Here is a 22,866-nt window from a genome sequence, read left to right as displayed (position 1 = left end):
TCATCTGAATGCGGGGCTAATATTACACACAGTTTTATGCAACGCATTTAACCATGTGCATTATCATGACAACATGGTAATTGCGTATAAGTACAAGGAAAAGTTATGTCTCCATCTCGCCCATTATTTAAGCATATTCGAAACCACACAGCGCTTTTTTCAGAATTGTCGCAGTATCGAGATAATGCATTGGCCCCATTAGGCGTTGAAAACTATGAGTTTCACAAAGTGCCCAAGTTTGTTACGGCAGATGGGAATAGGCTTACTATAGAGCCAGAACGAAGTATTGTGTTGCCAACTGTCAATATTTTGAAAGGAGTTAAAGCCAAGCTAGAGGCGCAAATTCCATCGTTAAAAATGGTAGAAAACAGCGAAATTGGCTACCGCTACCCTACTGCTGCGCTTGCGGGATTAGATGCACCTTTTATAAAACGAATGCGTTCAGAGTATTTTCATAAGGTTGATGAAGATCGCAGTATCTGCCGTCCAGTGAACCTATCATACGGCATAAAAAGCCGTGGTAAAGCCGATAATCGTCAAGAGTATGAAGTATGGATGCCAGACGAAGCCCCCAATCAAAATCCACTTCCTTTGCTGATTGAACGTTATGGCGAGGATTTACCTGAAGATGTCCGTCATTTCGTTGAACAACCTTCAAAGGTTCATGGCTGGATGGGCGTAAAAAGAGCAGCTTTTGAGGCGCTTTACTCGAATAAAAAAGAGTGTGGAGACCTAATTATTTGTATTGCTATGAGTGTAGACGCATACAATATTGGGGCAAGGCCAGACTTATCGTTTTCTCCAGAGGCTGATAGCTCAATAGCGGTAAGTAATGCCGAACTTGAGTGGGAAATAGAAGGGTATTATGCACCTCGCGGCTGGCGGTTTTGTCATGACGCTGTGTGGCATGCTATTCAGCATACCCTTGAGGCTGTCAATGAACCACTCGCTGATATGTTTAGCAACGATCTTATTCTAATTGCAGAGAGCAAAACAGAGCGAATACTGTCTACGCTTCACGGTCTTGGTGTCACTCAGGAAGAAATTGACCACCTTAACCTACAGCCCTGGGAATTTTTGCAAACAGAGAGTGAGCATCGCAGAAAACCGAAAGAGCCTCATCATTCTGTCAATTTACTTGGTCGGCTAAACCGGCTTTTCTATCAGCCGCAAAATCCATTGCCATCATTAAATTGGATGCACGACCTGATAAGTGACATATCAATGGTTACCTCTTCTTTTTACCAATAAAAGCCCAGTGAGTTTTTCTGCTGGGCTGTTTGCTTTGTAAACAATTCGAAAACGCTGATCTTTAAATGTAAATTAATTTCATTAATTGCGTTATTTGTAGCTTTTATTACCGCTAATTGTAATTTAATTACATAATTTGCTTTATTTTATGATTTTGTTGGTCATAATATGGACATTGCTCCAGCGAAATCTAATTAAGTTACAACATAGGGTTTATTATGAAACTGTCTACATTTGCTATTGCTCTTATCGCTTCCGTTACGGTTGCTCCATCTTTTGCAAAAAATATCCAGTTGCAACCTGTAACTGAAAATATTGAAACACAAGCGTGTTTAACCGCAGCCAATCAGGGCTATCAAAAAGCAATGCGTTTGGTGCGAGCTAATGGGTTTGATGCTGACGAGTTTAGTGCTTCTGTAAGATGTAATGGTGAATCGCTTAGAACATTTGCTTTCATGTACAGAAATAACGTTGCTTCTACAGATGCTAAGAAAGTTGCACTTGTAGCTAAAAACAAAAATGCAGCGTCGCAAGCCTGTTTAGAAGCTTTATCCATCGGTAAAGACGAAGCATTAGAAAAATATGGTTTAAGCGGTGAGACCGTGATTTGTAATCATAAAGATATCGCAGACTTTGTTCGAGCTTACAAATCTAAGAATGTTGAAGTTCGCATGACTGAAGAATAAAAATTATTTGAGGAGCTCATATCTGATCTCACAGTTTCGATGGATAGGTTTAAACTCCATCTGACAGGCAGCTATGAGGCGTGAATAGGACATTGGCATCTTGATTACTTTATAGTGTCAACGCGAGAATTTCTGACATTTCCACGATTGAAACCAACTTTCTGGTTTAAGTGCCTGTCTGGATACACAGTTTTAGCAGCCTTTCCCCTATATTCAGGAAAACGACGCAATCGCGCGTTTTTGTTTTTAAACACTTTATCCAGATCGCCAATTTCCCATTATGTAGCAATGTGATAACGAGTTTGGAGTTAATAATGAAAGTATAAAATTGAGCGATGCGTTGGCAGAAAAATGCGCAGTTCGCACTATATTAAATTGTTAGTTCTCTTTTCAAAATTATCTAACTTTAACAAAATCTATCTTTACCTTTAAGCAATTCACTGCTATCCTTTAAGTATTGTTTTTTCTTAAAGGATAAGACGTGGTATCTCATAGAGAACGTGGGGTAATGATTAGGCAGCAGATCATTCGGGACGTAAAACATCACCCCAAAGATATAGCAAATCACATTGCTGCAATTTTTAGCATTACTCCTCAAGCGACATATAATCACCTTAAAAAATTAGAGTCTGAGGGTTGGATTTCTACGACAGGTCGAGGAAAAGGCAAAACCTATTCATTAGGGGATAAACGGGAATATAAGCAGTTATTCGAGCTTACAAGTGATTTCGCAGAGGATAAAGTATGGCGCAATCACTATTCATTCATATTCGAAGGTTTGAATGAGAATGTAGTCGATATTTGTCATTACGGTTTTACCGAAATGGTAAACAATGTAATTGACCATTCAAATGGAAAGTCAATTTTTATTTCAGTTAGAAGATCAACTGAAGAAGTTACCATTTTCATAATTGATGATGGTGAAGGGATTTTTAGAAGAATTAAACGACTTTGCGATCTTCCAGATGACCGTCAAGCATTGGTAGAACTGTCAAAAGGTAAGTTAACTACTGATCCGGAAAACCATAGTGGTGAAGGAATATTTTTCACTTCAAGGGTATTTGATCTATTTGAGATTGATTCTAAAGGACTAAAGTTCAGTCATCAGGATAATGTGGATTTTGATTTTTTAGTTGATTCTGATTTCATGATTGATGAGCCTGGTACAATGGTATTTATGAAAATCAATAAAAACGCTTCACGTACTATAAAACAAGTATTTGATGATTACACTGCTGGCCCTGACGACTTTCAATTCAACAAAACGGTAATTCCTGTAAAGCTAGCTGTATATGAAGGTGAGAAGTTAGTATCCCGTTCGCAAGCCAAAAGACTGCTCGGAAGAGTTGAAAAATTCAGCTACGTTGTTTTTGATTTTGATGGTGTAACTTCTGTAGGTCAGGCTTTTGCGGACGAAATATTTAGGGTTTATGCAGCTAAACATAAAGATATTAATTTGATTCCTATGAATATGAATGAGGATGTTACTATGATGGTTAGAAGAGCAACTGCGAAGAACAAGAACTAACAAATTGATTATGGCGTGCGCCAAGGCGCACTGGGGCGCAAACACGCAGGCGGCTTCGCCATTATCGCGCATGCCTGCGCCCCAAATTTGTCGGTAACCAACGTCCGCTTCTGGTCATACACGAGTGTCAGATTTGATTGAGTTCTATTATTCGAATCTGACAGAGCAAGTTGAGACTAATTCACCTCATGCTGTTCACCTCATGCTAATTCACCTCATGCTTCTCGAAATTACATTCCCATGCAGTGTTCTAATACATCGGAAGTGCTTTATACATCGAAAGTGCTAAAGTTTAGTTTGAAGGGGATGAAATCAAATGAAACTTTGTTTGCCTTCCATCTAGATAAGACACAGACTTTCCGTCAAAAAAAGCATCTTCTTCCAACATTATTCTCACCTCTTTATTCCACTCTTTAACCATTGTTGCTGCATTTAATTCAATGGAATAAACCGTATTTTCATACATGGGATAGTCCCCTTTTACAGGAACGCCTTCCTGAGCATCCCACATGCCAATAGTGGGGCCTGCTGCGTGACCATGAAAACCAAGAGGGTGAGTATAAATTGCCGGCTTAATACCCTCACTAATAGCTTGGTTACGTGAACGCATTAGAATTTCATTGCCCGAGAGTCCTTCGCTAAAATTGCCTGTCAAGATATCTTGAAGTCTATTCGCATTGGCTAAGGCTTTTTTAAGATAACTCGGTGCGTCGGTCTCTCCAGGCTTTAAGATGTAGGCATGTTGCTGCTGGTCGGTATTTAACCGCAGGTAGGTAATGCCAAAATCTACATGAATAAGGTCGCCAGGCTGAATAATATTTTTTTCAGGGCGTTTACTAAATGCCTTAATCTGATCAAACTCTTCAGTATCTGCTCTTTGAATAGACACTGTGGGGTGAAACCAGTTTGTTAATCCTAACGCGGTAGTTTGGTCGCGAAGCCACCAAACCACGTCGTCTGTGGTGGTCACGCCTGGTGTAACTACCTCGTTTGAAAACGCAGTTGCAATAAGATTGTGTCCAATTTGAGTCAAAATTGGATAATACTCCATTTCCATATCACTTCGCGTTTCTAACCAACCAATAGCTAATCTCTCACCGGAAACTACTCGGCTTTCGAATTTATCGGGTAGCGAAGCCATGAACTTACTTTTCTCAGAAGATGACATGCCGTCGGCAAGGGCAAAGTCTTCCGATACATTTATGGCAATTTTCTTAGGATTTCTTTTTTCAATAATATCGGCGAGTGCTTTGAATTGATTTGGCTGTTTTTCTTTATCCCATGCTTTCTCAAAACTATCTGCTACCGCATATCGCGCCACTGCGAGTCGCTCAAGTGGTTTGCCTTCACCTTGGTCGTAAATAACGAGCATAGTATGACGTCTTGCCGATATCCAAGTAGAAGGCAGCATGGTTTTGAGTACAGGGTCTTCGTTATATTCTCGGGACATAATAACCCACATATCGATGTTTTCTCTTCGCATAATATGGGGCAATACGGTTTCAAAACGCTGGGATAACGTTTGGTCAATAATGTCGCTACGGGCTTTCATACTTAAAATTTCGCCCTCTGCATTCGCAGAGGAATATACGTATAAAAACATCATAGAACAGACTAATAACGCTCTCATAAATTTCCTTTTTTGTGGTACGATCTGTAAATTGTTTATCGTTGCAATGTGATCATTGTTTAACCAGTATGCGACATTTTTCAATCCGCCGCAGCGAAAAACTTGTACCTTAATTTTGATTATTGTTTTGCGTTATTATTGCCCATCTGATTTAGGGGCTTTATCCATTTATGAAAAGTGGTTATAGATGAAACAGATAATTTCGATTGTCTTATTAATGTTGTCGACAAGTATCTTTGCACAGCCATCGCCCCAGTTTATTAAGTGGGGCACAGATGTGTGGGCCAATTTTACCGAGCGTGACGGAACCGGGTTTTATCACGAGCTCTTGTCCGAAATTTTCAAAGAATCTCAGTACACAATGTCAGTAGAGTACTTTCCTTGGAAGAGAACGTTAAAAAATCTCGCAACGGGAAACATAGATATGACAGGCGCACTTCCCCAAAACACTGTGTTTTATCAATCAGAATGGCCTTTATTAACCGAGGACGTTTATCTTGTATCGAGAAAAGGTGAATATCTCACTAAAGACGCCTTAGCCAATAAAGTAGGTGCATACAGAGCCGGCTATGAATCAGATATCTTTTATGTTGCGTTACCCCGCAACGCAAAAGGGATCCCAGTGAATGACCCAGAGCAGGCAGTCTCTTTGCTGCAAAAAGGAAAAATTGACTACTATGTAGACATACACAGTATTGTTTCTCCACTGCTCTCAAGCGAAAGTAAGTCAAGCGAAACTAAAGATGCCGATTCGTCTTTTACGACCAGCAAGATTGGCAATTATAAGCTGTATTGGTCTTTTGTTATGAACGAGCGTGGCAAGCAGTTAAAGCGGCACTTTGATAGTCAGTTGAAGACGCTGAAGGATAGTGGCAAATTGTCAACGTTGTACGCAAAATACGCACTTAATATACCGCAACAACAGTAGAAGTGTGCGATTGTTAAGCGTCACAGGTTTACACAGCTATAGGTTTATAAAATGCACCCTCGCAATTATCACAAAGACGGCTATCCTATGGCGGCACTTTGTGAGTCATATCCGGCGCTCAGGCCCCACGTCATAAACGCCAAAAGTGGCAAAAAAAGCATAGACTTTGCAAACCCTGATGCCGTTGTCGCGCTAAATGGCGCTCTTTTGGCACACTATTACAATGTAGAACGTTGGCAGTTACCAAAAGGCTACTTATGCCCGCCTATACCGGGGCGCGCCGATTATATACATGGCATAGCCGATTTATTGGCTGAATCAGCCGTTGATGTGCGCAGTAATGAAAAAGCAGAAGCCGTAAAAGGAGCCCATATCAAGGGGCTCGATGTGGGAGTGGGCGCAAACGCTATCTATCCTATCATTGGCTCGCAAGTTTACGGCTGGTCTTTTGTGGGAAGTGATATCGATAAAAACTCTTGTGACAATGCGTTGAAAATAGTCAAAAGCAACAAAGTTCTACGCCCACTGATCAGCATAAAACAACAGATAAAGCCCGAACACATATTTAAGAATATTATAGAAAACAACGAGCGCTTCGCGTTTACTATGTGCAACCCTCCTTTTCATAAATCTAAGCGTGATGCACTTGCCGGCAGTACCCGCAAGAGCAAAAACTTAGCAGCAAACAAGTTAAAGCGCTCGGGAAAAGGCTCTTCTGCAAGCTCCCGTGAAAGTAACGCTGGTACTAGTTTGAATTTTGCAGGGCAAGCCAACGAACTCTGGTGTGAGGGAGGCGAGCTGGCGTTTATACAACGTATGATAAAAGAAAGTATTGAGGTTAGAGACAATGTGGGTTGGTTTACCTGCTTAGTGTCTAAATCTGAACATTTAGCGCCGATAAAGAAAAGCCTTGCCTATTATTCTAATGACAACGAATGCGAATTAGTGCACAAAGTTATCAATATGGGGCAGGGGAATAAACTGAGTCGTTTTATTGCTTGGAGTTTTCAATAGCCTAGTGAGCTAGATAGTTGATAGGTGTTGGGCATACAAACTTAATTAAACGAGATAAAACCCTAATAACTGTGTGAGGTATTGCTAAAGTCAGAGGTCTTGAATCAGAGCTCCACTGCTAAATCAGACCTCGACTACTTGGCATTCTATACTGAGTGTAATTTAGTCTTTCATTTTTTCTATTGTCGCTTTTCTCAGTTGTATTTTTGATTCTGCAAAAGCGGCTCGCGGAAGCATTTTTAATTTTTCTGCATAGCCCATGGCGGTTCGTAACACTTGGTCTTGAGGCACTGCAGCGTCTAGAAATCCGGCCTTAACGGCTTCTTTGCCTTCAAAAATACGAGAGAAAAGTAACGCTTCGGTTTGTGATGTGAGCGAAAGTCTCGCTTTGGCCAATTCCATACCAAATGGTGGGAGTACCATACCTATTGCTGTTTCGTTCAGGCCGTATTTAGTGCCGCCATCTTTACCAATGCGCAAGTCGGCAGCCATCAACATAATGGCGCCTAATGCGATACTGTGTCCCTCTGCTGCAACAATTACAGGTAGGGGATATCCATATAGACGAACTATGAGATCAGCACCGGCTTGAACCAATTTGTTCTGCTTTTCTTCATCGCCGCTTTTCATAACCGAAAGGTCAAAACCGCCGCAAAACTTGCCCTCGCCACCATGAAAAACTACCGCGTTTGCGTGTTGTTCTGCTTCATCTAGCGCCTTATTAAACTGCTCGATAAGGTTAAAACCGACCGCATTCACTTTACCATCATCAAACGTAATTAATGCAATGTCGTTTTCTATTTTTAAATCGAAAGCCATAATGAGTGTCCTTTACATAATACGAGCCGCTTAAAACAGGGGGCGTGTACTGGTATTACCAGATGTGTGGCAAAGCATACGTTGCTTTGGTTCACTGATCAAATTCTTCATTTATATAAAGCTCGTTAACGAGATGGGTTACAACCTTTTTCTTATAGCGCCGCTGTCTGCGTCTTGCTTTTGCATTGTTTGCGCGCCAGTGTGCTCGTTTATCTACTACCACGTCTTCTAAATCTGAAGCTGAATGTATTTTAGTTGCATCTTTTGGGTAAGTTCGCTGCGGCATGAAAGTCCTCCCAAAATCCTTAATCTTATGGATTGCACGTTATGACTTAAACGTTGCGGTTTAGACGTTATGGTTTAACGACAGTGATCATCCAGTTTAATGTCATTAGCAAGAGCTAAAAAACGATGCTTGCCTGCTTTTTTCGCCATGCTTTCGAATTGTTGTTCAGCGTATTTACACACTCTAAGTTACCTGCAATTCGCTCGCACAAGTTTTTTGCTGCGAGTGCCTGCGTCAAAGAAAGGTTTTTATACGCGGGCGAAGGAATAACTTCATACCAGGCTTTTTGACAAACAGTGTCTAATACAACACGCTGAAAGCAATGGTCATTTTTGATTGGCCAAGCTCTGCTTTCACCCTCAGATTGAGCGAGTTCTGGTAACACAACTTTTGTGTAGTGCAGATAAATTGTTACAGCTTCCTCTCTCATTTTTTCTTCTGTGGCTTTTGTACAGTTGCTAGGTGCTGCAGTGGTTTTAAAAGAATAAGCATTGGCGGAAGGTGATTTCGTCATTGTTGTACATTTGTTTAAAGAGACATCGTAAGAATACAAAAAAATAGTGAATTAAGGAGTTACATTTGTTTAAGAGTAATGGGTATATCCATGCTTAATCTTGTATTGGCGTTATTATCGACTTGAGTTTTCATTCACATAACTTAAACTTGCGCGCATCAATTGAAAAGGGCTAGCGACAATGAAACTAAGTGATGTGAAGAAGCTGCATCAGAAAAAGTATCGAACTCAGTTCGGATTTTATCTGGTGGAAGGAGAGCATTTAGTTTTAGAGTTGCTGAAGGCCATTAGGCAGGATGTTAACTTTAATACCATACCCAATGAGACGTTGAGTATTTATGTAACAAACGAATATGAAGTTTGGTTAGAACACGCTCTGTCTCAAGAGGCCGCGGTGGAAAGCGAGCAATCGAAGATTTCTCCAAATGAGCGTGTGCCTGCTGTCAAGGTCGAGCGCTTAACATCGATACAAATGCAACAGTTAAGCGATACTAAATCGCCTCAGGGAATTATTGCCAGAGTTCCTCTCAAAACAGCATCTTCAAACAAAGATATTAATAGCGTTAGCGACGAAAGCGCAAATAGTCAATTAAACCAACAGCGATACATTTACCTTTATGAAGTACAAGATCCGGGCAACCTTGGTACAATACTTCGCACGCTGGCATGGTTTGGTAACTTTAAACTTTTGTTGAGTCCCAACAGTGTAGATCCGTTTAACTCCAAGGTAGTACGAGCGAGTATGGGCGCTATTTTCCACGTCGACATGGAGCTCAACGTGACGTTAAAAGATTTAGCATCGCGTTTTTCTCAGTTCGCTTACCTAGATATGCATGGCGATGAGATAAAATCGCAGCATTTTGGCAACTTCCAGTGTTACCTTTTTGGTAATGAGGCAAGGGGCGTCCCCACTGAAGAAATCGCTCGATTAAACGCAACGGCATTTACAATCACTGGCAGCGGTAAAATAGACTCCCTGAATTTAGCCAGCGCTGTTAATATTTGTACTTACGAATTATCTCAATAATTTAGTTCGCTTCCACTTTAATTCAGCAATTGTTGTTCACGCACTTTTTGTTTAAGTATCAATAAAATATAGGATTTACGCATGGCTCTTCAATGGTTTCCAGGTCATATGCACAAGGCACTCAAAGAAATAAAAGAGTCGCTAAGCAAGGTAGACATACTCATCGAAGTTCTCGATGCGCGAATTCCATTTTCGAGCGAAAACCCTGAAATTGCCAAAATACGCGGTGATAAGCCCTGTATTAAAATACTGAATAAATACGACCTGGCAGACCCTGAAATTACCGCTCGATGGCAAGAAAGCTTAGAGAAAGAGCGCGGTGTTAAAACTATCACCACATCAAGCGATAATCCGGGCAACAGTAAACAACTGATGCAGCTTATTCGCAGCATTTGCTCTCACAAAGATGGTCAGGCAAAAGTGATTAAGGCTATGATTACCGGAATTCCGAATGTCGGTAAGTCGACCCTTATTAATATATTAGCCGACAGGATCATAGCTAAAACTGGCAACGAGCCTGCGGTGACAAAAAGTCAGCAACGCATTAATTTGGGCAGTGGTATTATTTTGTTCGACACGCCGGGAGTACTTTGGCCTAAGTTAGAAAATCCTAATTCTATATATCGTTTAGCCTCTTCTGGTGCTGTAAAAAATACAGCTATGGAGTATGACGACGTCGGTTTTTTTGCTGCTGACTATTTAATAAAGGCCTATCCTGATGTTCTCAAAGAGCGATTCAAGCTTGATGACCTCCCCGGCACGGAAATAGAGTTCCTTGAAGCTGCCGCAAAAAGCCGAGGTGCCATAATGGCAGGTGGGCGGGTTAACCTGCATAAGATCTGTGAAATTTTGTTAAAAGAACTGCAGTCAGGAAAGCTAGGGCGGGTTACCCTAGAAACTCCGGAAATGCTGGTTGAAGAAAAAGTTGAGATTGAAGAAGCGGCCGCAAAGAAAGCAGAAGCAAAAGCGAAGCGGAAGCAAAAATTTAAAACTGGCTCGCTCACCCCAGACAAAAAAGATCGAAAGGAAAAGCGCGAAGAAAAAAGGCAAGAACAAAGCCGACGAATGCGAAAATCTAAGTAGCGTGTAAGTTTCAACGGGGAGCATAGGTGAAAACAGTCCAACTATTTGACAGCAAAATGTTCAGCGAGCTAAAAGATAGAGCGTCTAATAGCGAGCGAAGAAGGGCAAATCTCAACATTCATCAGTCTTACAATGACGTTGTGCAACGTTTGTTTATTGCTATGATGCCAGACTCTTACGTAAGACCACATAGGCATGTTCAGGCGTATAAGTGGGAATTCTTTATGGTGCTTGAGGGAGCGTTGGACCTGTTGTTTTTTGATGACCAAGGCGTTGTCATAGAGCGTGTAACCTTAGAACCCGAAGGACAGTGCGTTGGCCTTGAAATACCCCCGAACACTTGGCATGCCACAGTATGCTTTGAGCCCGTTGTTTTTATGGAGGTGAAACAGGGGCCTTACGATGTGAATGAAGATAAGGGGTTCGCTCCTTGGGCTCCCGAAGAGGGAAGCATGGAAGTACCCGAGTTTTTAGCAAAGCTTAAACATACGCCTACAGGTACATCTATCCTGTCTGAATAATTTCATAATAGTTCGACGTTGCCCCACTACTTTCCTTTTCGGAAAGTAATTGTTATTGTCATTTAAAATGATATGTTCAAGCATAGCAAGGATTGTTTCAAATGGTTGTTCCGCCAATTTCTGTCATTGTTGACGACTACATCTGTTAGCGAATACTTTTGTTAAAGACTGCTGTTGCAAATGGATCTCATTAGGGACGACCGAAGTTAACAAATTCTAGAATTGCTAGATAAAAAGACCACGAAAAATGACGCTGCAAAAATTGCACGTTAAAGCCATTAAGAGAAGAATTATGCAAAACGTTTCACAATACAATTTTTATCGAAGCTCACCGAGAAAACTCCGTGATCAGAACGAAGTGATGTCGCGGGGATGAATCGGTGTCACCCCTGCTCTTGAATATATTTTCGTATTGTCTCTGCACTTGCATTTCCTACAGAACACACAAAGTATCCATCAGACCAAAATTTTTTCTCTTTCCAAAATTGGTTTTTGAGATAAGGAAATGATTTCCAGATTTTAATTGTTGTAACTTGCTTAATCCTCCTTGCGTGCTGACCTACTGAATATCGAGTGCCGATTGTAATCAGCATATGAATGTGATCCTTGTCTATCTCAACCTCTTCGATCCTAAAGTCAGAAAATAGAGAAACATCGAAAACTGTTTTCTTAACAAACTCACCTAGTCTTCCATTTAGTAAAGGTTTTCTGTATTTAACTACCAGAATTAAATGAAGTGCTATTAGATATTTACAGTGAGATTTAGTCTCATATTCCATCTTGACAATCCGTTCTTATACAGTAGTCTGTACAGTATATGAAAAAGACGCTCAGATACAATTACAGGCTAAATCCTACGCCAGTTCAAGAAGCTAAACTCATTGAGTTTGGCGCTACAGCGCGTGGCATTTGGAATCTGTTGTTGTCTGAAAATAGGCGTCGATATGAATACGATAAAACATTCCTGTTTTACAAAGACATGGCTTCTCTCCTTAAGGAAATAAAGCCATTCGAGGAATTTGAGTGGATTAAAGCGTTTGATTCAGCGGCAGGCCAGCAAGTCGCTCGTGACTTAGAAACGGCGATGAAGAATGCGTTTTCAAAAGGTCGTTTGCAGCGGTTTCCAAAGCATAAAATATCCTACAAGAAAAAGAAGCTTCACAATGACTCGTTCCGAGCTGTCAATAACTCCAATTGCATTCGAATCGAAGATGGTGCTATTAGCATCCCAAAAGTTGGCAAAGTGCCAATCGTTTTGCATCGTGAGTTGGTCAGTAATATTAAAACAGTGACTGTCCAGTATCGTCACGGAAAATGGGAGTGCAGTATCACTCAGGAAGTTGAGTGTAAAACCGCTAAACAAGTATTGGAAACGCTCACTGGCTTTGACATCAACTCAAAACAAACGGTGGTAGGTTCTAACGGTTTTGTGGCCGACAACCCTAAATTTTTAAAACACTCAAAAGAGAAATTAAATCAATTGCAACGCCAGCTTGCTCGCCGAACCAAAGGTTCAAATCGCTGGCAAAAAACAAAACAACGCATCAATAAATTGCACGGCAAAATCTCAAGGCAAAGACTCGACTTTGCGCACAAAGTATCACGACAGATAATCAATGAAACTGATATAGCGTGTTTTGAAGATCTGAATGTAGCAGCGATGCAAAAGTTCAATGGCAGCATGGTTGTTGATAATGTGATGGGGTTAATCACTCAGCTTTCAAAATATAAGGCCGAGCTTGAGGGTAAGCTCTATCACGAAATTGGTCGCTTTGAAAAATCCACTGGGATTTGCTCAGAATGCGGTCAGCGTCATGTATTATCATTGAACGATAGATATTTCACCTGCTTGTCTTGCGGAACATATCAAAACCGCGACCTCTCAGCAGCTAAAAGTATAGCTCGAACAGGTGAATTAGATTTAATTGCGGCGGGAATCGTCGCAAAGGTTTTAAAGCCTACATCTCAGCAGAAATATTCCATTAAAATGAAAGTCTTCGAGCTATCGAAGTTGGATTGTGGATCTGAGAAAAGAGAAGCAGCTTAGCTCAAAGCTAGACTGTGGAAGCCCAGTGATCAGAACGAAGCGATGTCGCTGGGTAGTTCACGAACTAATCGCACCTGACGCGAGTTGTTCAGGGGCAAGTATTCGCTTCTGGGCATAGATAAAAACGTTTTGAACAAGCCCGGAAGGTAACAACCATCCGGGCTTAATTAGATGGTCCGCCTCACCTCTAAGCTAATCTTAGAGTTAGGCAATCAAAGAGGCGAACCATCATGTCTACTATTAAAGTTCTTGGAATCGATTTAGGCAAATCATCTTTTCACGTGATAGGCCGCGACTATTCAGATAATCAAATCATTCGCAAAAAATTTTCCCGCTCGGCACTCATTCACTATCTTCATCAATTAACGCCATGCACAATTGCTTTCGAAGCTTGTGGCGGTGCGCACTGGCTTGGCAGGCAGTGTGAGTTGATGGGGCATACGGTCAAACTAATCCCGCCACAATACGTAAAACCTTTCGTTAAAAGCAATAAGAATGATTTTATTGATGCAGAGGCCATATGCGAAGCATCAATAAGACCGAAAATGCGGTTTGTCAGCGTCAAATCTGAAGAAGCCCAGGTCATTTCAGCTATTCATAAAGCAAGGCATGGGTATGTCAAAGACAGAACAGCCTGCATGTCCCGTATAGGCTCCTTACTGCTGGAGTTTGGCATTGCACTTCCAACAGGCCATAGCGTAATGAAGCAACTGTTTAACTGGCTTTCACAGCAGCGGCAGGTCTTGCCAGGGTTACTTATGGAAGAGCTCATGGAGCTGCACGAATATTACCTGCTCCTTAACAGGAACATTGAGAGACAAGATAAAAAGCTAAAGCAACTGGTTGATACAAACCCGATAGGGCAGCTTCTTAAAACCATCCCAGGTATTGGCGATATGACCGCCAGCCTTTGTATTGCCAACATCAGTAGCGCTACGGATTTTAAAAACGGAAGAAACATGGCTGCATGGTTAGGGTTAGTTCCAGCGCAGTACTCAACTGGCGGTAAACCCAAATTACTGGGGATAAGCAAGCGGGGTAACAAAGAACTCCGAACCTTGTTTATCCATGCCGCCAGGGCGGTTATGTCCAGGCCGGATAAGACCGGAAAGATTTATGGCGAGTGGTTGATAAATTTACGCGCCACCAAGCCATTCAATGTTGTAACCGTTGCCCTGGCCAACAAACTGGCCCGAATAGCATGGGCAGTGATGAAAACAAAAAAAGCATTCAACAGCAAAGCGTTAGCACCGGGTTTGCAATGATAAATATGATGACGAAAACGGTAGAACCACTGGATTAAAACCTGACATAAAAAACAGCTCTCAGAAGCTTTCGGTTTTTTGAGGATAATCCAGCGCGGATCTCATCGTGGAGCGGGTTGCGAAAGCGCCTAAACAGACTCCGAATACATTAGCGCATAACCAACCCCGTTATCGAAATTAATCATTGCAATAACGAGGCGGACCATACATTTTTGTGCCCATAAATTTGGAATAAGAACATGAAAGAACTAACACTGGGCGATATTAGAAAGCAGCATCGCGTTAAGCAAGAAGTCGTCGCGATGGCGCTTTCGGTAACAGCATCTGGCGTAAGTAAATTAGAATCGAAGAGAATTCAAGATGTTTCTTTACAGCGTGCTGCTGCTTATTTAGCTGCTGTAGGTGGAAGCTTAACGATTGAAGTAACGTTGCCCGATGGGCTAACCGTTAATGTTTCATGAGAGAGACGGTCGCTGGTTTGAAAATCTTTCGTAAGGTTGAGCTAATACAGTTGAGCAATGCGAGTATCGGCGTTTCGCATAAATCGAGACAGAGCGATTCATAACATTTAGTATAGTGGCAATTAAACAACCCAATTAGGAGCTTCTATGGCCGTTCATGAAATAACTCACCCGCTTATTGCCCACAAACTTGGGTTAATGCGCAACGCAACAATCAGCAGTAAAGATTTTCGTGAATTAGCCTCTGAGGTAGGCAACTTATTAACTTACGAAGCCACAAGAACATTGCCTACAGAACGAGCCTTTATAGAAAGCTGGTCTGGCGATAATGTTGAAGTTAAGCAAATCAAGGGTAAAAAAATAACCGTAGTGCCAATATTGCGCGCAGGTTTAGGGATGTTAGAGGGCGTGCTAGAGCTTATTCCCAACGCTAAAATAAGCGTAGTTGGACTTTATCGAGATGAAGAAACGCTTCAGCCAGTGGCCTACTTCGACAAGGTGGTCAAAAACATTGATGAGCGCACGGCTTTAATTGTCGATCCGATGTTAGCGACGGGAGGAACGTTAATAGCAACGATAGATCTGTTAAAAGAAAAAGGGTGCAAAAATATTATGGGACTTTTTCTTGTTGCTGCACCAGAAGGTATTCGTTCGGTAGTTGATAAGCACCCCGATGTCGATATTTTCACTGCTGCAATTGATGAGCGTCTTGATGAAAATGGTTATATTTTGCCGGGGTTGGGCGATGCTGGCGATAAGATTTTTGGCACACGATAGACCAGTAGCAAGGTTCAATACGCTCTAATTTAAGGCTTATTTATTGTTTTAAGTTTTCGTTGTTATCGCGTTAATTTTTTGTAGGTTAAACGTTTAAGATAATGTTATTATTGTGCGGAAATTTGTATTGTTCGGCTTGATTAAAGAGTCGGAACAGATATCGATTAAGATTTGCACAGTGAGTTATTACTAAATGAATAAGACCAAGTTAACGCTTAAAGATGTCGCACAACAACTTGGCGTATCAACCGCAACTATATCGAACGCTTTTAACCGCCCCGACCAATTATCCAAAGCAAGAAGGGAAGATATTCTCTTGCAGTGCGAAAGAATAGGGTACTCGGGGCCAAATAAAGCCGCGCAAATTCTGCGTAAAGGAACTTCAAACATTGTAGCTCTCGTACTTGCTGATAGTATTGCCTATATGGTAAGCGACCCGGTAGCGAGTACGTTTATTAAAGGGGTTTCTACTACGCTCCAACAGCAAGGTAAGCACCTTCTTCTTTATGCCGGCGATTCAAAAAGCATTTTAGACGTGGTTGACTTTGTCGATGGCTTCATTTGTTATGGAGCTCCGCGAAACTACAAATTAGCTCGCGAAATTGCCGCACAGCCAAAGCCTGCAATAACCGTTGATTTTGACATCGTCGATGTGCCATCGATCAACATAGACAACGAAGATGCTGCTTACCAGGTTGCCAAAGCTGCCATAGAAAAAGATGATGTGGTGGCAATCCTTGGACTGCGCCTAATAGACTCGCCCTCTACATGTCGAATTTACGATAACCCGCTTATTGATACCGACAGCTCTATTTCTCACCGCCGTCTTGATGGCTATTTGCGGGCTGCTGAAGAGAAAGGAGTGTCAATTCAAAACGAGTGGATATGGCATCTTCCAGAAAGTGATAGAAACTATGCAAGGCAGGCAGCAAAAGAAGTACTTATGAGTTCACCTCGCCCATCTACGGTATTGTGTATGAGTGATATTATTGCATTAGAGCTACTACACAGTGCAATCGCGATGGGTATTGATGTGCCTAATGAGTTAAAAATAACTGGGTTCGACGGTATCGAAGAGGCGGATCGAGCGCGACCCCACCTTACAACCATATGTCAATCTAGCGTATCGAAAGGCGAGGCTGCTGCTAAGGCATTATTGGCAGGAGAAGTAAGAAAACAAATCCTGCCCTTCGACCTAAAGATCGGCGAAACAGTGGGGAAGCGGTAGCGTTTAATAATGAAATTAATCGTTCCAGACTAAAGCTTTAAAGTGTTTACGGCACATCGATTCGTATGTGTCGTTGCCGCCAATTTTTACTTGGTCTCCGCCTTTCACTGCGTTGCCATCTTGGTCGAGCCGGACAACAAAATTGGCTTTGCGACCGCAGTGGCACACTGTTTTTAGTTCGAAAAGTTTATCTGCCCATGCCAAAAGGTAATGGCTTCCCTCGAAGGTTTCACCAAGAAAATCAGTTCGCAGTCCGTAAGCCAATACAGGGACGTCTAATTCATCTACTACTTCAACTAATTGACGAACTTGCTCTTTAGTTAAAAACTGTGCTTCGTCTATAAAAATACAATCAAGTGGTCGTGCTTGTTCATCTGCTTTAATTGATTCAAAAAGGTTGTCTGCAGTCCCGTAGAGCTTTGCATCTGCCTGCAAACCTATGCGAGAGGTAACTTTACCAACGCCAAATCTGTCGTCTATGGCAGCAGTATAAATAATAGAGTGCATACCGCGTTCGCGATAGTTATAGGCAGATTGTAAAAGTGATGTGGATTTTCCTGCGTTCATCGCGGAGTAGTAAAAGTAAAGTTGTGCCATTGTCGTTAATTTTTATCGTTATACCAAGATTTAAGTTCTGCGAGCTCAAGAGGCTTAGCAAAGTAGAACCCTTGTAGGTAGTCTGTACCAAGCTTTGCTAGGTGTTCTCGCTGCTCGTTTGTTTCAATTCCTTCAGCAATCGTCTTGCAGCCAAATTCTTTCGCCATTAATAGTGTTGCTCTTATAATTGTATCACTCTCTTCAGACCCATTCTGTACAAAAGATCTGTCTATTTTAATAAAGTTGAAGGGCATGTTTTGTAATCGAAATAGCGAAGAGAACCCGGTACCAAAATCGTCAATGGATATTTTTACCCCTCTGGTTACCAGTGCTTGCAGCCTTTCAGATACTAACTCTTCATCATTGGCAAAAACACTCTCTGTAATTTCTAATGTAAGACGCTCTGGAGCAACTTGTGTTGTTGCTAATGCGCTATCAAGAATATGGATGAACTCATCATTGAGTAATTGCGCGATAGAAACATTTACAGATATGCAAACTTCACTGGCACCAGACCAATGGGATAAATCGATAAGCGCACGATTAAGCACCCAAGCACCTATTTCTGGCATCATCCCTGATTTTTCGGCAAGAGGGATAAACACACAAGGCGAAATATTTTCACCTTCGCAAGTCCACCTCAACAGCGCCTCTACCGATGAAAGAGTGTTGGTTTTTACGTCGATAATAGGCTGATAGTGAACACAGAGCTCGTCGTTGTCTATGGCATAGCGAAGGTGCTCGCATAAATACTGCTCTCGTTTAACCTGGTTAAAGAGCGTTTGATTAAACACTCCAATTGAACCTCGCTGTTTTCGTTTTTGATCATACATCGTCAAGTCGGCATGCTGAATTAAGTCCATTGAGCTACTGCCGTGCTCGGGAAACATGGCAATGCCAATGGTAGCGTCTAGGGTTATTTGATTTTGGTTTGCCACCACAGGCACGTTTATCCCACTGCGCATGGCTTGCGCTATTGTTTTTGCTGTGTCTACATTGACGTAGGGTATTACGGCTACAAACTCATCACCGCCCCAACGCCCGAGATGATCTTTTTCGCAATACTTGCGCAGTCGCTGCACGGTCTCGGCAAGGATTACATCCCCCACTTTGTGGCCCAAGCTATCGTTCACCTGCTTAAAGCCGTCAAGGTCAATAAAAAGTAGTGCGAAGGTGCCGTTCAGTGCCTTAGCATTATCAAGCAGAGGAGACATCTGTTTAATAAATCCATTTCTATTGAGTAAACCTGTGAGTTGGTCGTGATTAGATAAACGAAAAAGTGCTTCTGTGCGCTTACTCACTTTAATTTCTAAACTTTCATTAACCTCATCTAGCTGCTGATTGGTTTGGCGAAGCAGCGTATTAACCTTTTCCGTTTCTTGCCTCTCTATACTCATTTGTTCCATTAACGCGGTGTTTCTTGTTTTGAGGTGCACCGTATCTACAAAAAAGTTGTTATATCTAAATGCACTGGCAAACATGCCAAACCAAAAAACAATGCCGAATACGCCCAAAACAAAAAACTCATCGTGATATACCAGTGCACACAAAGACATTGGAATAATAAGTGCTGTTGCGTAGATAGCTACAAGCACTTTACTTGGTGAAAGGACAGTGCTGCCACCAGCAGCCATATTGGCGATAACAACCATAGTTACTGCAAGCTCAATAGTTCCCATAGAGTCAAACAGTAATAATGTATAAGAAGCCCAGATGAGTCCTGTGGCAAATAGTCCCATGGAAAAGCGCAAAAATGCAGGGTAGGGGTTGTAGTTTCGACCTCTAAGGTTCCTTCGCCAATAAACAGCATCCAAAAACCGGGCGACTAATACAAAACACATCACAAATAGCAAAGTTAGCTTTTTTGTTTGAAGGATAGGGTCTGCTGGCAGAAAAAATAGTACAAGCCCTGAAAAGCAGAATGCCGTCATGGAAAGGCCAATCAGACAGTTTTCCATGAGCATATTTACAGCATCTCGTTTAATACTCTCTTTTGTTGCTTCACCGTGGTTAAGATGCAAAATACAACGCCTTTTCTTGTCTTTGTGTTAAGTACTAATAAACTAATGGGGGATTCGATTAAGATATGTCAATGACTTTCTAAATCGTTTTCTAACCTTACACTATTTTTTGTGACTAACGTGCAATAGTGATAAGTAATTTGTTAACACAATTCATCAGTAAATTAGTTGATTTAAATTAACAAAAATTACCAAAAGTAAGGCAACCTCATACTATTTCCGTCATTCTTTACTACAATTATCTTAGCAGTAAAGGGTAGGGATGACCGTAATTGCACGTTGTACAAGGCTATTCTTCATTTTTTCTTAAACGTTTTAACTTTATTTGGTGCAAACGTTTATCTTTAAAATCATTTATATACCTGTAAATGAAATGTATGTTAGACGAATTGCTATACCTAATTGTGAAAATTTTCTTCACAGAATCTTTACAAGACAAAAAACTTGGTATACATTCTTAATCGATTAAGCAGCGGGTGCAATCGCTGTGTCAAATTAACACGCTATTTGGATTTCAAGGCTCTAACACACCGCCGGAGAAGACATGAAAAACACACTTAAATACAACACATTGACACTCGCTGTTTGCGCAGCACTTTCTTCAACCGCTTTCGCACAAGAAGCAGCGCCTTCAGATGCTGAGAAAAAAGCAAAAGAGAAGTACGAACAAATTGTCGTCACTGCTGCACCGGGTGGCGCGACTATGCAAGAGGCGAGCGTTTCAGTTAGCTCCTTCGACGAGAATGATATCGTTAAATTAGCGCCTCGTTCTACTGCTGAAGTTTTCCGCGCATTACCAGGTATTCGTGCTGAATCATCAGGCGGTGGCGGTAACGCTAACATCACTATCCGTGGTATTCCTCTAGCGACTGGTGGTTCAAAATTCTTACAAATTCATGAAGACGGCCTTCCAGTTTTAGAATACGGTGACATCAACTTTGGTAACGCTGATAACTTTATTCGTTACGACTGGTCTGTGGCAAATGTAGAAGCCATCCGTGGTGGTTCTGCATCAACATTTGCGAGTAACTCTCCAGGTGGTGTTATCAACATGATCAGCAACACCGGTGAAGTAGGCGGTGGCGCTATTGGAACTTCATTTGGTGTCGATTATGAAGAGTTCCGTTTAGATTTCCGCTACGGTGGTGAAATCAGCGACGACATGTACTACCACATTGCGGGTTTTGCACGTGGCGGCGAAGGTCCTCGTGAGACTGGTTACAATGGTGATCAGGGCGGTCAAATCAAATTCAACATCACTAAGATGCTAGATAACGGTCATATCCGTTTCTATTACAAAAATCTTGATGATAAAGTTTCGACGTACCTTCCTTCTCCAGTATTGGTGAAAGGCGATGGCGAGTATGGTCCTGTTCCAAACTACGATGCAAGTTCACAGGCTCTTAACTCTGCGTACAACACTAACATCTCTACTTTCGATAGCTTCGGTAACCCAGAGAACCGCGATGTGCGCGATGGCATCGAGTCAAAAGTAAGCTCTTTCGGCATCGAAGTTGATTTAGAAGTAGCTGACAACTTATTCCTGTTAAATAAATTCCGTACTTCAGATATCTCTGGTGGCTTTATTGCCCCATTCGTAGACGGTTTCCCTACTGGCCCTGGTGACGTATCTAACTTCGCTGATGCATTATGTGCAGGTGCCCTAGATGGTGACGGCAACGCGCTTAACTGTGATACTACTACAGTAACACTAGCGAATGGCCCAGGTGCGGGTAACGCATACTCTGGTCAAGCGTTTACTAACCTACAGTTCGACACCCGCATTAACGATCTTGGCAACATGATCAATGATTTCAGCTTGCGTAAAGAATTTGATAACGGCGTTGACCTAACTGTTGGTTACTACTACTCAAACCAAGAAATCGCGACTAGCTGGTCAAGCTGGCAGACGTTCATCCAGACTTTGGATGGCTCTAACTCACAAATGCTAAACATCACTAATGGTGACGGTGTAGACCTTGTTTCTAACGGTTTACTGTCTCCTAGCTTCCTTTCATGGGAATGGGATCTTAACTATGTGACAACTGCGCCGTACATGAACGTTGGTTTTGAATTGTCTGACAACATTCTTATCGATGCGTCAGTTCGTTATGACACAGTGGAAGCTTCTGGTGAGCTAATCAACTCTTGCTGTGGTGGTAACACAGATTTTGATATCAACGGCAACGGTGTGATTGAGCAAATCGAAGATGCATCGGCAACTAACAGTGGCTTTATTCGCGGTGGTGTAATTAACCTTAACCGCGCAGGCGCAGCATCACAAATCGTTGATTACGATGCGAACAACACGTCTTACTCGGTGGGTGGTTCATACCTTCTTAGCGATAGCCAAACGTTCTTCGCTCGCTACTCTAAGGGCGGCCGCGCAATAGCAGACCGTTTGTTACAAATCGGCGGAACGCTTAACCAAGACGGAAGTCTTACTAGCACTACATCTGGTTTTGATACGACTAAACAGCTTGAAGTTGGTTATAAGTACGGTACTTCAGACCTAATGATTAACGCTACGTTATTCGATACGGTTACCGAAGATACACAAGCGGAAGTAACTAGCGGTCTTACCTTCATGCGTGAGTACGAAGCAACAGGTCTTGAATTTGAAGGTCGTTGGAATGCCACTGATAACTTCGTAATGGCTGGTAACTTAACGTGGACAGATGCGGAAATTAGCAGTGATGTTAACAATGCAGCAATCGTAGGTAATACACCACGCCGTCAAGCAGACTGGATTTGGACAATTACACCTGAGTACGTAACTGACACTTGGTCTGTAGGTGCGTCACTACAAGGTTCAACTGAATACTACGTGCAAGACAACAACGACCTTAAGCAAGAAGGCTACACGCTAGTTAACTTGTTCGCGACTTACTGGGTTAACGACCAGTTCTCAGTAGCACTTAACGTAAACAACGCAACTGATGAGTTCATCATCACAGAATCTGAAGAAGGTTCTGCAGCAGTAGGCAGCTATGTACGTGCTCGTCCACTGAATGGTCGCACAACTGTACTATCTCTTAAGTATATGTTCGACTAAGAGAAGCCATAACATTAACTTGAGTCACTAGTGTTAATAACGTACTCAAATTAATAGCGAAAAAAATGCCTGCTTTATGCAGGCATTTTTGTTTTTGGGGCTCTATACCATTCCGCATAGATACTTAC

The 22,866-nt window shown here is 41.9% G+C and carries 21 protein-coding genes; 14 read left to right on the top strand and 7 right to left on the bottom strand.

The features are described 5' to 3' along the window. The first annotated feature begins 105 nt into the window (after positions 1 to 105). The 3 genes from CW735_RS14035 to CW735_RS14025 all read left to right on the top strand — a co-directional run bounded on the left by CW735_RS14035 (position 106) and on the right by CW735_RS14025 (position 3,465). On the top strand, positions 106 to 1,251 hold the full coding sequence (locus CW735_RS14035) for a hypothetical protein (protein WP_071980258.1): 1,146 nt from the start codon (positions 106 to 108) through the stop codon (positions 1,249 to 1,251). A gap of 218 nt (positions 1,252 to 1,469) precedes the next feature. Continuing rightward, positions 1,470 to 1,937, top strand: a complete 468-nt coding sequence (locus CW735_RS14030; RefSeq protein WP_071980257.1) for a DUF3718 domain-containing protein — start codon at positions 1,470 to 1,472, stop codon at positions 1,935 to 1,937. A 481-nt stretch (positions 1,938 to 2,418) separates the two neighbouring features. Further along, positions 2,419 to 3,465, top strand: a complete 1,047-nt coding sequence (locus CW735_RS14025; protein ID WP_198033563.1) for an STAS-like domain-containing protein — start codon at positions 2,419 to 2,421, stop codon at positions 3,463 to 3,465. Positions 3,466 to 3,757: 292 nt separating this feature from the next. Here CW735_RS14025 and CW735_RS14020 read toward each other — a convergent pair whose 3' ends face one another. Further along, complete coding sequence (locus tag CW735_RS14020; protein ID WP_071980255.1) at positions 3,758 to 5,095, bottom strand: M24 family metallopeptidase; 1,338 nt, start codon at positions 5,093 to 5,095, stop codon at positions 3,758 to 3,760. A gap of 187 nt (positions 5,096 to 5,282) precedes the next feature. Here CW735_RS14020 and CW735_RS14015 point away from each other — a divergent pair, with 187 nt between their 5' ends. Both CW735_RS14015 and rlmF read left to right on the top strand, forming a co-directional pair. Beyond that, complete coding sequence (locus CW735_RS14015) at positions 5,283 to 6,023, top strand: substrate-binding periplasmic protein (protein ID WP_071980254.1); 741 nt, start codon at positions 5,283 to 5,285, stop codon at positions 6,021 to 6,023. Positions 6,024 to 6,074: 51 nt separating this feature from the next. Then, positions 6,075 to 7,037, top strand: a complete 963-nt coding sequence (rlmF, locus tag CW735_RS14010) for a 23S rRNA (adenine(1618)-N(6))-methyltransferase RlmF (protein WP_100972740.1) — start codon at positions 6,075 to 6,077, stop codon at positions 7,035 to 7,037. Between the two features lie 162 nt (positions 7,038 to 7,199). Here the strand turns inward: rlmF and CW735_RS14005 are convergent, their stop codons facing one another. From CW735_RS14005 to CW735_RS13995, 3 genes are all read right to left on the bottom strand, one after another. Then, positions 7,200 to 7,856: a crotonase/enoyl-CoA hydratase family protein gene (locus tag CW735_RS14005; protein ID WP_100972739.1), complete on the bottom strand. Its 657-nt coding sequence runs from the start codon at positions 7,854 to 7,856 to the stop codon at positions 7,200 to 7,202. 91 nt (positions 7,857 to 7,947) lie between these two features. Beyond that, the gene (locus CW735_RS14000; protein ID WP_100972738.1) at positions 7,948 to 8,142 is read right to left on the bottom strand and encodes a hypothetical protein; all 195 of its coding nucleotides are present in this window, start codon (positions 8,140 to 8,142) and stop codon (positions 7,948 to 7,950) included. A gap of 115 nt (positions 8,143 to 8,257) precedes the next feature. Beyond that, positions 8,258 to 8,656 carry a hypothetical protein gene (locus tag CW735_RS13995; protein ID WP_100972736.1) on the bottom strand — a complete coding sequence of 133 codons (399 nt, stop codon included), beginning with the start codon at positions 8,654 to 8,656 and terminating at the stop codon, positions 8,258 to 8,260. Between the two features lie 181 nt (positions 8,657 to 8,837). Between CW735_RS13995 and CW735_RS13990 the strand changes: the two genes are divergently transcribed. The 3 genes from CW735_RS13990 to CW735_RS13980 all read left to right on the top strand — a co-directional run bounded on the left by CW735_RS13990 (position 8,838) and on the right by CW735_RS13980 (position 11,287). Then, complete coding sequence (locus CW735_RS13990) at positions 8,838 to 9,683, top strand: TrmH family RNA methyltransferase (protein ID WP_100972734.1); 846 nt, start codon at positions 8,838 to 8,840, stop codon at positions 9,681 to 9,683. Positions 9,684 to 9,764: 81 nt separating this feature from the next. Next, positions 9,765 to 10,766 carry a ribosome biogenesis GTPase YlqF gene (gene ylqF, locus CW735_RS13985; RefSeq protein ID WP_071980249.1) on the top strand — a complete coding sequence of 334 codons (1,002 nt, stop codon included), beginning with the start codon at positions 9,765 to 9,767 and terminating at the stop codon, positions 10,764 to 10,766. 26 nt (positions 10,767 to 10,792) lie between these two features. Further along, positions 10,793 to 11,287 carry a WbuC family cupin fold metalloprotein gene (locus CW735_RS13980; protein ID WP_232230491.1) on the top strand — a complete coding sequence of 165 codons (495 nt, stop codon included), beginning with the start codon at positions 10,793 to 10,795 and terminating at the stop codon, positions 11,285 to 11,287. A 383-nt stretch (positions 11,288 to 11,670) separates the two neighbouring features. On the opposite strand, the gene tnpA is transcribed toward CW735_RS13980, so the two are convergent. Next, positions 11,671 to 12,066: an IS200/IS605 family transposase gene (gene tnpA / locus CW735_RS13975; RefSeq protein ID WP_100972732.1), complete on the bottom strand. Its 396-nt coding sequence runs from the start codon at positions 12,064 to 12,066 to the stop codon at positions 11,671 to 11,673. Between the two features lie 38 nt (positions 12,067 to 12,104). Here tnpA and CW735_RS13970 point away from each other — a divergent pair, with 38 nt between their 5' ends. The 5 genes from CW735_RS13970 to CW735_RS13950 all read left to right on the top strand — a co-directional run bounded on the left by CW735_RS13970 (position 12,105) and on the right by CW735_RS13950 (position 17,065). Continuing rightward, positions 12,105 to 13,334 carry an RNA-guided endonuclease InsQ/TnpB family protein gene (locus CW735_RS13970; protein ID WP_100972730.1) on the top strand — a complete coding sequence of 410 codons (1,230 nt, stop codon included), beginning with the start codon at positions 12,105 to 12,107 and terminating at the stop codon, positions 13,332 to 13,334. Positions 13,335 to 13,564: 230 nt separating this feature from the next. Then, positions 13,565 to 14,599: an IS110 family transposase gene (locus tag CW735_RS13965; RefSeq protein WP_100970746.1), complete on the top strand. Its 1,035-nt coding sequence runs from the start codon at positions 13,565 to 13,567 to the stop codon at positions 14,597 to 14,599. Between the two features lie 239 nt (positions 14,600 to 14,838). After that, on the top strand, positions 14,839 to 15,060 hold the full coding sequence (locus CW735_RS13960; RefSeq protein ID WP_071980247.1) for an XRE family transcriptional regulator: 222 nt from the start codon (positions 14,839 to 14,841) through the stop codon (positions 15,058 to 15,060). A 147-nt stretch (positions 15,061 to 15,207) separates the two neighbouring features. Continuing rightward, entirely contained in the window at positions 15,208 to 15,837 is a 630-nt protein-coding gene (upp, locus tag CW735_RS13955; protein WP_071980246.1) for a uracil phosphoribosyltransferase, read from the top strand. A 193-nt stretch (positions 15,838 to 16,030) separates the two neighbouring features. Continuing rightward, complete coding sequence (locus CW735_RS13950; RefSeq protein ID WP_071980245.1) at positions 16,031 to 17,065, top strand: LacI family DNA-binding transcriptional regulator; 1,035 nt, start codon at positions 16,031 to 16,033, stop codon at positions 17,063 to 17,065. Between the two features lie 15 nt (positions 17,066 to 17,080). Here the strand turns inward: CW735_RS13950 and CW735_RS13945 are convergent, their stop codons facing one another. Together CW735_RS13945 and CW735_RS13940 are read right to left on the bottom strand one after the other, a co-directional pair. Further along, entirely contained in the window at positions 17,081 to 17,662 is a 582-nt protein-coding gene (locus CW735_RS13945; protein WP_071980244.1) for a thymidine kinase, read from the bottom strand. Positions 17,663 to 17,667: 5 nt separating this feature from the next. After that, positions 17,668 to 19,683, bottom strand: a complete 2,016-nt coding sequence (locus CW735_RS13940; protein WP_232368291.1) for a putative bifunctional diguanylate cyclase/phosphodiesterase — start codon at positions 19,681 to 19,683, stop codon at positions 17,668 to 17,670. A 544-nt stretch (positions 19,684 to 20,227) separates the two neighbouring features. Between CW735_RS13940 and CW735_RS13935 the strand changes: the two genes are divergently transcribed. Further along, on the top strand, positions 20,228 to 22,738 hold the full coding sequence (locus tag CW735_RS13935) for a TonB-dependent receptor domain-containing protein (protein ID WP_071980243.1): 2,511 nt from the start codon (positions 20,228 to 20,230) through the stop codon (positions 22,736 to 22,738). Positions 22,739 to 22,866 lie beyond the last annotated feature (128 nt).

It is taken from the genome of Alteromonas sp. MB-3u-76 (assembly GCF_002831605.1).
Lineage (GTDB): Bacteria > Pseudomonadota > Gammaproteobacteria > Enterobacterales > Alteromonadaceae > Alteromonas > Alteromonas hispanica.
Note: the sequence above shows the minus strand (reverse complement) of the source record. Positions and strands in the feature narration are given on the sequence as shown.